9 protein-coding genes are annotated in these 14,979 nt (G+C 43.9%); 2 read left to right on the forward strand and 7 right to left on the reverse strand.

Features of this window, described 5'->3' with window-relative positions:
• Nucleotides 1-41: 41 nt before the first annotated feature.
• From MKX68_RS25885 to MKX68_RS25910, 6 genes are all read right to left on the reverse strand, one after another.
• The gene (locus tag MKX68_RS25885; protein ID WP_340914624.1) at nucleotides 42-1,019 is read right to left on the reverse strand and encodes an alpha/beta hydrolase; all 978 of its coding nucleotides are present in this window, start codon (nucleotides 1,017-1,019) and stop codon (nucleotides 42-44) included.
• Nucleotides 1,020-1,182: 163 nt separating this feature from the next.
• A complete protein-coding gene (locus MKX68_RS25890) occupies nucleotides 1,183-2,481 on the reverse strand; it encodes an NCS2 family permease (protein ID WP_340914625.1) in 1,299 nt (432 codons plus the stop codon).
• 363 nt (nucleotides 2,482-2,844) lie between these two features.
• Nucleotides 2,845-2,973: a DUF6254 family protein gene (locus MKX68_RS25895; protein ID WP_219845137.1), complete on the reverse strand. Its 129-nt coding sequence runs from the start codon at nucleotides 2,971-2,973 to the stop codon at nucleotides 2,845-2,847.
• Nucleotides 2,974-3,108: 135 nt separating this feature from the next.
• Nucleotides 3,109-7,566: a carbohydrate binding domain-containing protein gene (locus MKX68_RS25900; RefSeq protein ID WP_340914626.1), complete on the reverse strand. Its 4,458-nt coding sequence runs from the start codon at nucleotides 7,564-7,566 to the stop codon at nucleotides 3,109-3,111.
• A 42-nt stretch (nucleotides 7,567-7,608) separates the two neighbouring features.
• Nucleotides 7,609-8,487 carry a carbohydrate ABC transporter permease gene (locus MKX68_RS25905; RefSeq protein WP_076210648.1) on the reverse strand — a complete coding sequence of 293 codons (879 nt, stop codon included), beginning with the start codon at nucleotides 8,485-8,487 and terminating at the stop codon, nucleotides 7,609-7,611.
• A gap of 15 nt (nucleotides 8,488-8,502) precedes the next feature.
• Nucleotides 8,503-9,453: an ABC transporter permease gene (locus MKX68_RS25910; protein ID WP_091018939.1), complete on the reverse strand. Its 951-nt coding sequence runs from the start codon at nucleotides 9,451-9,453 to the stop codon at nucleotides 8,503-8,505.
• Between the two features lie 146 nt (nucleotides 9,454-9,599).
• Here MKX68_RS25910 and MKX68_RS25915 point away from each other — a divergent pair, with 146 nt between their 5' ends.
• The gene (locus tag MKX68_RS25915) at nucleotides 9,600-11,309 is read left to right on the forward strand and encodes a sensor histidine kinase (protein ID WP_289389156.1); all 1,710 of its coding nucleotides are present in this window, start codon (nucleotides 9,600-9,602) and stop codon (nucleotides 11,307-11,309) included.
• A gap of 11 nt (nucleotides 11,310-11,320) precedes the next feature.
• Nucleotides 11,321-12,961 carry a response regulator gene (locus MKX68_RS25920; RefSeq protein ID WP_340914627.1) on the forward strand — a complete coding sequence of 547 codons (1,641 nt, stop codon included), beginning with the start codon at nucleotides 11,321-11,323 and terminating at the stop codon, nucleotides 12,959-12,961.
• Between the two features lie 160 nt (nucleotides 12,962-13,121).
• On the opposite strand, the gene MKX68_RS25925 is transcribed toward MKX68_RS25920, so the two are convergent.
• On the reverse strand, nucleotides 13,122-14,768 hold the full coding sequence (locus tag MKX68_RS25925; protein WP_445671131.1) for an extracellular solute-binding protein: 1,647 nt from the start codon (nucleotides 14,766-14,768) through the stop codon (nucleotides 13,122-13,124).
• Nucleotides 14,769-14,979 lie beyond the last annotated feature (211 nt).

The following is a 14,979-nucleotide window of genomic DNA, read 5'->3' on the forward strand; positions in this document are numbered from 1 at the left end:
ACGGCACCAGATTCGGTACCGCAGTTTATTAATCAATCATGCTATTGAATTTGTTTCATGTAAGATTTGAATTCCTCGGCGATTTCTTTGTATTTCGTATGATGCAGGTAATGTGAACCGTCCATCGGAATCATTTTTCCCTGTGCGGATTGTTTCACTTGCTCCTCATGTAATGGAATCCACTGGGGATTTTGCTCGTTATTGGATTGAACGAAGAGCAGCATCGGCAGATCACGAGGATACGTGAGTTTTTCTCCATTTTTGAAATTGGAACCCAGATGTTTAAGCTCATTTACTAATGTCGGATTTGTCGAGACTTGATTCGAAATCAACTTCATCTGTTCTTTGGTATGTTCATCATAGGCAAGTGATGCATATGAATCACCACTTACTTTATTGAGTACTCTCATTAAGCCTGATTTTTGAAGGAATTTCATTAGGTTCAAAGGTAATTTAACATCCATGCCAGGTTGATTCGGAACACTGCTATCGATCCCGACAAAAGCAGAGACTTCATCCGGATACGTGTTCACATAAGTCGCCGCGTACAGTCCCGTGATGGAATGCCCCATCAGAATATAACGATCTATACCGAGCTGCTGTACAGCTTCATGAATTTCGCTGACGATATTCTCCGTTGTTCTCTCCGTCTCGGTTTGGTCGCTTAATCCATAACCGAAAGGCTCGATCGCCACAACTTTATAATCAGAAGTTAATTCATCGATTAACAATTTGAAATCAAGTACTGGTGACGGTGTTCCTTGTCCGGGAAGTAACACGATGGTTTGTTCGCCGCTACCTTGAATGGATACATTCATATTTTTCCCATCAACATTGACATATTGGCCGTACGATTCAATTTTCTTTTTCTCTGCTCCATTACTTATCGTATGAACGACAAACGTGATGCCCATGAACAGCACCAGCGCGCCGACAATACCACCTATTATTTTCAACCATAAGTACCGTTTTTTACGGCCCTTAGTCCCCGTTGTTGTTACATCCACTGCTTCTGCCATTTCCATCTTCTCCTGTCCTTTATATCTGTAGAGCCGCTCTTGCGACATAGGTATAGTGTAACCATGGAAGATGTCCCCTTCGTGACGGGAATATGAACGGAGTATGAACTACAAAAAAAAAGAACTGCTTGTTAAAGCAGTTCTCTTTTTGATTAGGCCAGTTTTAGTGGTCCAGGAACACAAGCTGAATGAAGAACAATACCGCGAAAATGTAGAAGATTGGATGAACATCTTTACCTTTTCCGCGAAGCAGCTTAAGTACCGGATAAAAGATGAAACCTACGCCGATGCCTGTCGCAATACTATGCGTCAATGGAGTAAGGATGATAATCAGGAAGGCAGGAAATGCTTCCTCGAGATCATCCCATTTGATTTTGCTGATAACGTTAATCATAAAGTATCCAACAATAATCAGTGCCGGAGAAGTAATCGCTGGAATGCTTGATATTACACTTACGATCGGTGTGAAGAACAAGGTCAGCGCAAGCAGCACACTTACCGTTACAGCTGTCAGTCCCGTTCTTCCTCCGGCGGCTACCCCTGTACTGGATTCGATATAAGCTGATGTTGGGCTTGTTCCGAGCAAAGCACCTGAGGTTGTTCCTACGGCATCTGCCAATAATGCGCCACGCGAGCGTGGAAATTTACCATCCTTAAGCAATCCTGCTTGTTCAGCAACGCCGAGCATCGTGCCCGTCGTATCAAACAGCGTGATCAGCAGGAACGTAAATATGATCGTATACAAACCATTCGAGAACACACCTGCCAGATCCAGTTGCAATGCCGTTGACGCGAGGCCTTGCGGCATGGATACAATCGATTCCGGCATTTGGAATAGTCCCATGATCCAGGCAAGTATCGCTGTTATCACCATTCCGATGAACAGGTAACCTTTCACATTATAAGCCATCAGCACAACGGTAATAATCAATCCGATAATGGTCAGATAAGCCATTGGCTCAGCCAAGTTTCCGATCGTAATCAAATTCGATTCTGAATCGGCAATAATGCCGGCATTTTGCAGACCTACCGTTGTAATAAACAATCCGATCCCTGCGGTTATGGCATGTTTTAAACTTGCGGGAATTGCATCAAGCAACATGTAACGGAATGAAGTAAGCGATAAAATAATAAACAAAATCCCTGCTATAAATACAGCTCCCAGTGCAACCTGCCAAGACACGCCATATCCGGCAACTACACTATAGGCAAAGAATGCATTCAGGCCCATACCCGGCGCGATGACGATTGGATAATTGGACCATATTCCCATAATCAGAGTTCCCACAATACTAGCCAGTACCGTTGCTATGAATACCCCGTTAAAATCCATGCCTGTGCTGCTGAGTATTCCTGGGTTTACGATAACTATGTATACCATTGTGAAAAATGTTGTAACCCCTGCGATAATTTCTGTGGGGATGGTTGTGCCTCGTTCTTTAAGTTTGAACCATTTGTCCATGGTAAAGCCAGCCTCCAACTTTCAAATTATACTCCAAAGCTAAAAACAAAAAATCCTAATCTTCATATAGGATTGTAATATTATCGCTCCTATATTCGTCGTTAGGATTTAAAGATTCAACAGCTAAGCTCTAAACTAAACATAAAGATACTCATATCTGTTTTCAACCTGAAGTCCATTTCGTATTCTAATTAAAATTACATGCAATGTCAATGAATTAACGATTTGTTCACAGTTATTTACGAACTATATAGACATTATATCTTACGTTCATTCGTTTTTAGGATAGAGTATGTACGTGTTGCTCAACGTCTGCAATATATGAAGAAAGACTGTCAGCAATGTTCACTGACAGCCTCTTGCTTAATTCGTAGTAGGTTTCTCTTCATATTCGCTGGATAATTCTTTAAGCGATTTGATTTTGCCATGGGGATGCTGTTCTTGCTTTCGTGACTTCCAGGCAGCTTCTTTTCGTTTCTTCTGGTCAGCCATACAAGATATCCTCCTCTGGAAACTGAGATGTATACTACTTCTTTATGATGTCATTCCTGGACAACTTTATTCTGCATGCATAGGTAATAAGAGAATTAGGCAAGCATATAAGACAAATTATAGAGAATTCAGAAGTTATTTGGCAGGCCCCAGATTAATTAAGCTAACTTCGGACAATGAGACCGTTGTGTTAGCATCTTGCACACCGTCAATGTTCCCCAGATCAAATGAGATTCGAGTATTCGCATAGCTGGCTTCTGTTGCATCAAATGTAAAAGTAAACTCCTGTTCTTCTGGAGTCAAATCAACTCGTGCCCCAAAGAATCCATGCCATTCATAGTTGGCAGCTGCGTCGACCCATCCAATCCCCAAACCCAATTTCCTGGAATTCTCCGCTTTGGCTTTAAACGTCAATTTGTATTTAAAACTTTGCTGTATGCCAAATCCTTCATTAATGACTTGACGATCCCATGGATGCTGTCCTGCATGACCAATCTTGGCTTGAAGCTGCTGATTGTTAACCTGCATCTCAAGGTCCGCTGCATTACCATCCGCATGGGTAAACCAACCTTCCTTACCTTTGGAGAAGTCTCCATTGGGAATAAGGTTAACATGAGCTGGCTGCCCTCCTTGATCTGCATTCGGATTAACTTCATATAACTGAACGTTATGAATATGAATCGAGTGTTCACCTGTAGAGAGCGGATCTCCTAATCCAAATGCAAGCATAGCTGCCGAATCCGAAGTATCTCCCATGGTGAATGTATACGTATACGACTTTTGATCCGCAGTTAATTCCACTTCTTCTTCAAAATACTTCACAAAATCCCCTGCATTCTGAGAAAGAACCGCTTGCATGGATTTAGGACTTGAAGCAGATGCCTCGAAGGTAAGTCGGTATGATTTATTTGCATCCAGTTTGATCTGACCTTGTTGCAACAAAGCATCCCACCAATGTTCACTTGTACCTGGCAAGTTGATCGTTAATCCTTCGCCCTCGTCATGTGAAGCTGTCAGATGATCAGGAATCAGCTCCCAATGATTCAGATCCGTTGCAAGCTGGCTGTTCTGAACTTTGTTTCGTGAAATATCCACCCAGCGTGTATTATAATCTGCTCCTTCAAAATTCACATAATAGGATTTGCCTGCTGCCAAGTTGACCCCTGGGAAATACACGGTTTTGTATGTTTGCCATCCCCCCGTGTCTCCCAGACTCAGTTCGGATTGAGCAACGATTGTCCCTTGTTCATCCTGAATACTGAACCGTACCTCAGAATCACTTTTCCCACTAGCCATTCGGGCAGACAGAACATATTCTCCCTCTTGGGCTACATCGATTTTATATTGCAGCAGATCTCCCTGATCCATGTAACTGACATGTTTTCCGCCTTCTGCGGAGTCCTCCAGTTGTAAGCCCTGCATCTCCCAGGCTTCGGTTGCAGGGACATGTGCGTAGCCATTCACCGAAAGAGGTTTTCCGCGTTTTGTCAGTCGAACATTGTCTACATATACCTTACCTTCTGAACTGCCGAATAACAGTTGTAGCTCGGACTGGGCTATGGAGGTCCCATCTCCAATAACAATCTCTCCAGTATATGTCTTCATTTCTTGGCCCAAGGAAAGGTTTTTCCCCTGATGAATCTGCACGGAATGTCCATTGCTGCTGACCAGATCAATATCCATACTTCGCGGAGTATCTGCCTTGGCTTCTAAGGAGAAGCCGTACGTTGTATTCGCTTCCAGCTTCAACTCCGGCTGGTTCACAGACACCTGCTGTGGCTCACCATTCGTTTGAGTAACATCAACAACGAGTTGGCGTTCCATAATTGGGAATTTCAAAAAGTTGTTTACGCTGATCTGAGCCTTTGCACCTTCTTGAATGCTGCTTGACCAGAATCCCAGACGTTCTTTACCTTGATCAAACGTTCCATTGTAAATGAAGTTGCCATCAGGTAACGCGTTGCGTTCAACCGTTAGCGGATCAGCCTCACCCACCTCGATCAGCCTGACATTGGCAAACCAAACGGTTGTATCATCCAGCCCCAGATTAAATTCGAATCTGGCATTGTTATCCGATCCATCCCGCATATTGAAGGTATAGTCATAGGATTGCCAATCTGGCGTGAGTGCAAAGGTGTTATCACCCGAATAATTGGTCCAACTTTTTTCAAATTGGTTCAGTTTGGACATGATTGTACGGTTAGCAGATGCTTTCGCATCAAATTGTATCTTGTACTTTTTGTTTTTCTTGATGTACATCGGCATCTGAGTCAGTTGAACCGAGTAGTTTTCAGTACCCGATGCATCAATGGTAACTTCTGCTGCTTTCCCTTTCTGCTCATCCGTTACAACTTTGACACTGCCAGCTCCATCAGCATTTGTAATGAATTTCCACTGCTGAGGTACTCCATTTTCTTCAGACCCTTCCGTAAAACGATCATTGTAGATTTGATTGCCATCGGTTTGTGGTTCACGCTGTTGTGTGGGCTCGATGGGGTTTGTTGTTACATCAGGCCATGTGTTGAGATTTTTATAAGAGTACACACGCACAAAATCAACATTCATCTTTTCAGAAGTGAAATCGCTCTCAGGTGAGCCCGGCCAGTCTCCGCCAACTGCCAGATTCAGAATCAGATAGAATGGACGATCAAATGGTGCAGGAAACGTATAATACTCGGGTTGACCCGCAGCCTTCGTTTGCCAGTTGGTCACTTCATGATGCAGTTTACCGTCTACATAGAAACGAATCATACCCGGCAACCATTCCACCTGGAAATCATGATAATCGTCAGCAAACGTTTCTCCCTCCGGAAGAGTAAGGCTTCCCTGATCATGTCCATGGGAACCATCAGGCTTCACACTATCATAATGCAATGTGCTATATACCTTGTCATTGCTCTCATTGCCACCAATGAGCTCCATAATATCGATCTCTCCAGATGCCGGCCATCCTCCATAATGCGCTTCATCGGTTGGCATCATCCAGATAGCAGGCCACATGCCCTTTTCAATAGGAAGCTTCGCACGTACAACGACTTTACCGTAAGTCCAGTCACCTTTTCCCATGGAGATCAGTTTGCCTGAGCTGTAATCTTTACCGTTTTTCTCTCCTTTTTTCGCTTCAATCTGCAGTACACTTCGATTCTGATCTTTCGTAATGCGAGTGTTGTCCGGGCTGTAATATTGCAACTCATTATTATAAACCAGACCCGTATCCTGCACGGTCCATTTGGAAGCATCAATTGCAGGCCCATTGAACTCATCATTCCAGACCAGTTCCCATTGATCATGCGGAATCGTTGTAGCAGGAACCGGTTTTTCACCCGCAGGATTGCTTGGTGTCGATGGGTTCGATGGTGTCTGCCCTCCTGGAGTAGATTGCGTTGGCGTGTTTGCCGCACTTGTTGAACCCCCAGGCTGTGACGATGCAGGTTGCTGAACTTCCCCTGTCATGGATGTACGCAGACCTTGTTTTGCTTTCTCTCCATTAATAACAACATCATTTGCATCAACACTTAATTGTTGGATCGTACCTTTGCTATCCACTCGGGTCTGGTTCGCACCTGCGAGAATATTCATGGTATCAATCAGACTATTGGAGGAGATATCCAGAATGGATTGTTGCATGACAACGATCTCCTGAATAGTACTTTCTTCCGTGATGGCAACTCTAACGGGTTCCCCACGTTTGTCAACGACTACTCGATTCAGCTTGGAGTTGCTAATGTCGATGGAATGACTGCCCCCGCCTTTAATAATGACACTTCCTGTAACCGTTACGCCCTGAAGAACAACAGTCCCCTCGCCAATGCCTTCTGCCAGCAGCAGATTTCCGTTGATAACGGTATTTTTCAGCGTGACATCTGTCGAGTTAACAATGAAGTTGCCATCCACCCGGGACTCGTATACACCAGGAGCGTTTTTCACATCGGCAATCATCGCCGACAGTAACGCTGCTGTCTCCGCTCGTGTAATCGGGGCTTTGGGATTTAATTTCCCCTGAAAACCTTTGATGATGTTCTCGTTCACTAGATAGGTAAGCGCTTTCTTAGAATAACTGGAAATATCATCAGCATCCTGAAAGTTCAATGGTTCACTATCTTCGTTCGCAGTCGTAGAAAGTTGAAAAGCTCGATCCACCATAACCGCTGCATCTTGCCGGCTAATCGGTTGTTTCGGTGACAGATGTTCACGGTCTGTGCCTTCAATAATGCCCGAACCATGGGCCCGAACCATCACATCCTGGTACCAATCGTCTGAAGACAGATCAGCATAAGAAGCCGTTTCCGTATTACCGGTGAAACCAAACGCCCGATCCAGAATAATAACGAATTCAGCTCGGCTAATGACCTGATTGGGCTTAAATGTGCCGTCCGTATAACCTTTCAATAGATTCAAGTCCTGCATATGTGTAACTGCGGATTGTGACCAATGCCCGGTAAGGTCATTATAGGGAACAGAGGAGTGCAGGCTTTTCGCCTGCACATTTCCTACCTCCGCTTGACCCTGTACACTTTCTGCTCCAGCAGTTGCTGGATAAACGAGAGAAGCCATTAAACTCCATGCCACCATACATGCCAGTCCTTTTCTCATCCTTCTTCCTCCCTCAGCTCAGTTATCCTTGCATTGCATAGCCTATTCCTTGACTGCTCCAATAACGATCCCCTTAACGAAGAAACGTTGTAAAAAAGGGTATACCATCAGGATCGGAAGCGCGCCGATAAAGATCTGTGCTGCGCGTACGGTTCGCTGCGAGATATTCTCCAACATGGAAGGATCGACGTTGATTTTGCTGAGATCTTGCTGAACGATAATGGTCTGTAACAGAGAAGCAAGTGGATAATTTTTAATATCAGACATATAGATCATGCCGTCGAACCAGGAGTTCCACTGATACACCATCGTAAATAAGGACAAGGTTGCGATCGCTGGAAGCGATAGTGGTACGTAAACCAGGATCAATGTTTTGATATGACCTGCTCCATCCAAATAGGCGGCTTCTTCAAGCTCTTTGGGTAGACCGCGGAAGAAGTTCATCATGAGAATAACGTTCCACACGGACAGTGCTCCAGGCAGAATAAGTGCCCAGATGGTATTCATCAAGCCAAGCTTCTGGATCAGAATGTAACTTGGAATCAAACCGCCACTGAACAATATGGTGAAAACAAAGAACCATGTATACAACGAACGACCTTTAAAACTGATATCTTCTTTCGATAACGGAAATGCGGTTATGAGCATGATGACCATACCAATGATCGTTGCAATTACAGTCCGTTTAAGTGATACGATCAAGGAGTTAATGAAGTTTGAATTCCCGAATGTTTTTACATAAGCGTCGGTTGTGAACCCGATGGGCCAGAAGGTAACCAGGTTTGATGATGCTGGCGCCATACTGCTGAATGAAACAGCCAATATATGAATAATTGGTAAAATGCAGAGTATCGATAATATCCCAAGAAAAGTATAGTTAGCGATGCTGAATATACGGTATCCTTTTGTTTTATAATACAAGCCCTTTTCTCCTCTCTAGAAAACTCGATAATTAGCTAGTTTGTAAGCCATTCTGTAAGATATAACAATCAAAATGGTAGCAACCACAGATTTGAACAACCCTACTGCTGTGGCAAAACTCATCTTCCCGTTCAGAATCCCGAGTCGATATACAAAGGTGTCAATGATGTCGCCTTTGTCATACACAAGCGGATTGTACAAGTTGAATACCTGATCAAAACCGGCGTTCAGGATATTGCCGATAGAGAGTGTCATCAGTACGATTGTAATCGGCATTAATGCCGGAATCGTAATGTGCAGCGTCTGTTTAAACCGGTTGGCCCCATCCACCTCGGCAGCCTCGTAGAGTGCAGGATTAATTCCTGAGAGAGAAGCCAGAAATACGATCGTACCAAAACCAAATTCTTTCCACACATCACTGAGGATCAGCGTTATTCGGAACCATGTACCGTCTCCCAGGAAGAAGATCGGTTCTCCTCCAAAGGCTACGACAAGCTGGTTGACCATGCCGCCCTGAGGAGACAGGATATCGAGCAGAATCCCCCCGAGAATAACCCATGATAGGAAATGCGGTAAATACACAAGCGTTTGACTCACTCTCTTGAATGCCGTCAAGCGCACTTCATTGAGCAAAATGGCAAACAGGAATGGAGCGAACAGACCTGCGATGATTTTGAAAAATGCAATGACCAGCGTATTCCAGATCACCTGACCTACGTCCGGATATAAAAATAAATATCGAAAATTATCCCAACCAACCCATTTGGATTCAGAAAATCCCAAGTATGGCTTAAAATCCTGAAAAGCAATTACAATGCCGCCCATCGGTATGTACTGAAACACCAGTGCCAGCAATACGGCTGGAACGAGCATCATATGCAAGGTCCAGTTCCGTTGCATATTCCAGCGCTGTTTAACCCTGGTGGAGCGCCGTTTATGCGGCGTTTCTAACGTATGTTCCTTCACTCCTGCATCCCCCATGTTCTAAATTTTGTATTTTACAAGTCATCGTGAACTTGTATATTAAAATTATAGCAATGGAAATTTGTGATCTATATCCTAATATTGCAACAACGATATCAATATTTTAATAAGATTAAGGAGGTTGGACTTTGTTCACACGCTTGAATGTCTTTACCAAAATTACTCTGTTGTTTGTGATGCTGCTTATTCTGGTGCTGTTTCTCTATACATACTCGAACCGGGAAAGCGTGCGTGTTATCGAACACGAGATTCAGAACAATACGATGAATCATCTCTCAACATTTGCTGATTCAGTAGAATCCAACATTTACCAATTGTCGTTGTATGGGATGTCTATTGGGCAAGATTCGAGTATTCAGGAGTATCAACGCCCCGACTACAAGGACATTCCCTATGAACGTGTGAAAGTTGGAAGTGCTATTCTGGAAAAGATGAATCTGTACAACGCAGCAAGCAAATGGCATTCGACCATCACACTATACTTCCCAAGGATGCAAAAAGTGATATCAACGGATTATTATGCTTACATTCCGTACAGGGATGATGAGTTTAAGGAGCCTCTCTCGCAATCCTGGACCTATGCCGACAATCAATTTATCTGGTACACTACCGATCCAACGACAGCGATGGCGAGACCTGGCAAAGCCAGATTGATTACCAAAATCAGTTTTCCAGTTCACCACTTAACTGCACTTCTTAATCAAAACAAATTAAATAATAAAGGTGACCCGTTCATGTTCCATCCCGATTATGGATTAATCAGCAATAGTTCTGGAAAGGAAACCTTGAACGCAATCCTGCCTTCCCTGAAAGAAGCAAAACTGCAGGCCAGCGGTGGATTCAGTACAACGTTGAACAAAACGGAATATTATGTCTCCTACATTCAATCCAAGAGCCTCGGCTGGTATTATGTTGACTATGTGCCTATGCAGCAAATTTTGAAACCGATTACGAGCAGCCGGAATCTCTTCTACGCTTCAATTGCCGTTCTGATCGTGATGAGCGTTGTTGTATTATATACACTCTACCGAAGTGTGCAGCTTCCACTCTTACAGTTGGTGAAAGGGACGAATCGCTTGTCCACCGGGGACTTTTCCGTTCGGCTTCATCATTCTGCACGCAATGAGTTCAGCCTGTTATTTGCACGTTTCAACATCATGGCTCAACGAATTCAAGAACTAATTGAGAATGTATATGAGGAGAAATTACGAAGTCGGGAAGCCACACTCAAACAGTTACAATCGCAGATTAATCCGCATTTTCTATATAACTGTCTGTTCTATATCAAGAACATGGCCCGAATGAAAAATGAAAAGGCCGTGGTAGCCATGGCACTGAATCTGGGAGAGTATTACCGATACATAACCAGGTCCGAAAAGGATCAAGCCACGCTTCGTGAAGAACTGACGATGGTCAAAAATTATTTGGAAATCCAGTCACTTCGTCTGGAACGAATGCATTTTACAATCGACGTGCCCCATGATATTTTAGATAAAACAGTTCCCAGACTAACCCTTCAGCCTATTATTGAGAACGCTATTATCCATGGTCTGGAGCCCAAATCGGTGGATGGTGAGATTAAAATCTATGCGGACTGCGAGGATGATGTGTACACGATTATCGTGGAGGACAGCGGGCTTGGTATGTCTGAGAAACAGCTTGATCATCTGAGGGATAATCTTCTTAAACCGCTGGATGAGAATATGGGATGTGGTACATGGAATGTCCATCAGCGTTTGTCTTTTCTGTACGGTGAAGGATCTGGACTATCCTATGAACAGTCTTCAATGGGTGGAATTAAAGTTAACATCACATGGCACGACAATACAGACAAGTAGGTGAACGACCCATGCTGCAAATATTACTAGTTGACGATGAACGTTCCGTCGTGGAAACGCTGGCAGAGACCATTCCGTGGGAAAGCTGCGGGATCGGTACAGTTCATGAAGCCTTATCCGGTGCAGTTGCGCTGGAAATTATGGACAACCACGACATTGACATTGTAATTACGGATATACGTATGCCTGAAATGTCAGGCATTGCACTGATTACAGCGATTCATGAAAAGTGGCCGCATGTGCAGACGATTCTGTTATCAGGTCATGCCGACTTTGAATATGCGAAACAGGCCATTGCACAGGAAAGCTTTGATTACTTGCTGAAACCTGTTAGTGATGAAGATCTCATCGAATCCGTGCAACGTCTTGTTCATCGAATTAAAGAAAAGTGGGAAACCGCAGCATCTCATCAAAGAGCCTTACACGCCTTTCAGGATCATCTGCCATTGCTTCAATCCACGATGCTGCATGAGTTGCTGACTGGAAAAGTCTATGATCAGAAGACGCTGGCAGACAAGCTTGATCTGCTGGAGCTTCCCTACTCCGTAGGAGAAGATCTCGGCATGCTGATTATTCGTATGGAGAAACATCTATCCGATATGGCACATGGCGACCTGGCTTTAATGGAATATGCGATATGTAATATCATAAGTGAAGTGATGCATAATCATTTTCATATCTGGCACACACGAGACGTGCATGATTACATTGTTGTTCTGGTAAGCATGAAACATTCCACAACGATGAGTTATAGCCGGAGTGAGACGCCTCAGACATTGCTCGAGCAGTACGCTGCCCAGATTCAAACTAATGTTCAGTTATACTTAAAAGGTGCAATCTCCATTTCCGTCTCCAGTTGGGGCAAGTTCCCCCACGAAATTGGAGAACTCTATGAGCGAACGGTTATGTCCATGCGTAAACGGATGGGTCAGGTGCAAGGTTTGTTTGTCACCGCTTCCGATGAAACGGATGCCAATCCTCTACATACGATCAGGTCGCTGTATCAGCCACCAACCTTGATTAGCCTGCTCGAAGCTGGTCGCTTTGAGGATGTCGAACAGAAAATCGAGCACATTTTTGAGGAACTGCTGCATTCCAATAAACATCATGATATTGCGGAGTCAACCTTTGAGGTGTATTTTGCTATTGCGGGCGCGTTTGCGTACATCATTCATAAAAATGGCAAACAAATCTCTTCTTTGATTCCAGCAGAGTCCTATCGTTACTTTCAAGCTCCCAGTTACTCCACTGCACAGCAATTACAGGACTGGTCCATACGCACACTTCATTACATAAGAGATGATGCCGAACAAGAGCTCAGAGACAATCACAGCACCATTGTACGCAGCGTCAAAAGTTTCGTCGACCTTCATCTGGCTGGTGATGTATCACTTCCTGCAATCGCTGACCATGTGCATCTGCATCCAGTGTACTTGTCCAAGGTATACAAGGCGGAGACCGGTGAAGCACTTACTGCCTATGTGTACCGGTTAAGAATGGAGAAAGCAGCCTATCATTTGCGAACATCAACCGCTAAAGTATTTGAGATTGCAGAACTTGTTGGTTACAACAATACCGCATATTTCATTCGAGTTTTCAAGAAATTTTATGATCTTACTCCGCAAGAATATCGGGAAAATCTGCCGGTTTAAGAACTCAGGCTAGACTTGACGTCCTAGTAATCTCTCCGGTTTCCCCATTTTTCATATTGCATACCAAAAGGCATTGCCGGAGCTGATCTCCTGCAATGCCTTTTGGCCAACTTATGTTACCGCGATGCATCGAAATAATGTTCGCGGCTCTGCCCTCGTCCTATTTTCCGCTTTTCACGGAATCATACCACTCGTTAACTTCTTTCGTAATCTGATCTCCACCTGAAGACTTCCACTTCTCAACAAATGAGTCGAACGCATCAACAGAGGTTTTGCCATATACAATTTGAGAGAAGGTGTCTTTCTCCATCTTGGTCAAAATGTCATTGTTCATCTGCATCGTCATTGAAGGTGCACCAGTAAACATTTGATTGAACACGATATCCTTTTGATCCAATACAATCTTAGCTGCATCAAGCATAGGTGTCGGTACACCTGATTTGATTTTCTTCTCAAACGGTGTAGTTGCTTCTTCACCGCTTGCCAGCTTGGCAAGTGTTGTCATGCTCAGATTGGGAATACGCGCTCCATCAAACGTTAAGGTGTACTTCTCGGGAGCATACCCCCCCGTAAGACTTGCATCGGTTGATGGTTTCCCATCTACCATAACCCAATCGTATCCTTCCGCAAATCCATGCTCAAACTCATCGCCCTCTTTAGGATTCGCATAGTGATCAAAGAGATAGTTCTGATAGGTGAAAAAGGCTTCCGGATTTTTCATGTCTTTGTTAATTAGAACTACGCCATTTCCGTTTGACGTACCATGTCTTCCTGCTTGACCATTTGGACCGGAAGGAATCGGATAGGCCTTGTATTCAGCCTCAGGATTGTTTTTCTTCACATCCTCCAGCGGCCAGGATGGCATCCAGTGAGGACCAACCACAATACCTGCTTTTCCGGCAGTAAATTCTTCAGCTGCTTTTGTCTCGTCATACACGCCGGCTTCTTCCGGGATATATCCTTTGCTCATCCAGCTCTGTAATTTGGCCAAAGCTTGTTTTGCACCAGGTGTAACGGAACCGTATTCAAGTTTTCCGTCTGCCGTCAGATTCCATTGGTTTGGCATTGTACCATAAGCGCCAAATACCCACCCAGCTTCAGACATCCATGTGTTCAGCCAGTTCTTGAAGCCAATGGTGAGTCCGTAAGTGTCCTGCTTCCCATTACCATCCGGATCTTGATTCGTAAACGTTTCCATAATGACTTCAAGATCATCTATCGTTTTAGGTGCTTCCAGATTGAATTTCTTCATCCAGTCTTCACGGATCCACATGACAGGATCACCATTATATGAATAGTCCAGAATCGGAATACCGATCTTTTTGCCATCTTGCATGTATGGATACCATACGGAAGGATCTTCGTTTACGGCTGCTTTCCATGTGTCGCTGGCATATTTGTCAAACAACTCGCCCGCATCGACAAATTTTCCGGACTCAATCAATTCACGTACCAGATTAAATTCGCCGCGATACGAAATAATGTCCGGCATGTCCGCATTGGAAGCAAGTGATAGACGCAGTTTTGTCTCAAATGCATTATTGGTAGAAGGAGATATCCACTGGTTTTTCAACTCAATTCCGAGTTTCTCCTTGGCCCATTTTGTATGGACGTTGTTATCCTGATCCTCGCCTGATTTAAACTTCACGTCTGGACCCCATGGTCGTAAATACGTAATGGATATTGGTGGATCATACTTCCCATTTTTGAGCTCCAACGTTGTCGCTGGTGTACTCGATTCTGTTTTCTTGTCGCTCCCGTTACTACACCCACTCAGGGCTGCAGATAGGGCCAATACACCGATCATGACCAAACTGCCTACTCGTCTCTTTTTACTTGTGTCCAACTTCGTTCCCCCAGTCTATGTAATGTTGCTTACAGGTTAATCATAATGAATGTTTGATATTTATGCCCATACTAATATTGCAACATTTATTGCATTAATTTAGGATATTGGATATTGAATACATATATTGAATAAATACAACGCCTGAATATAGAAAAAAAGCAGCCGCTAA

It is taken from the genome of Paenibacillus sp. FSL M8-0212 (genome assembly GCF_038004645.1).
Lineage (GTDB): Bacteria > Bacillota > Bacilli > Paenibacillales > Paenibacillaceae > Paenibacillus.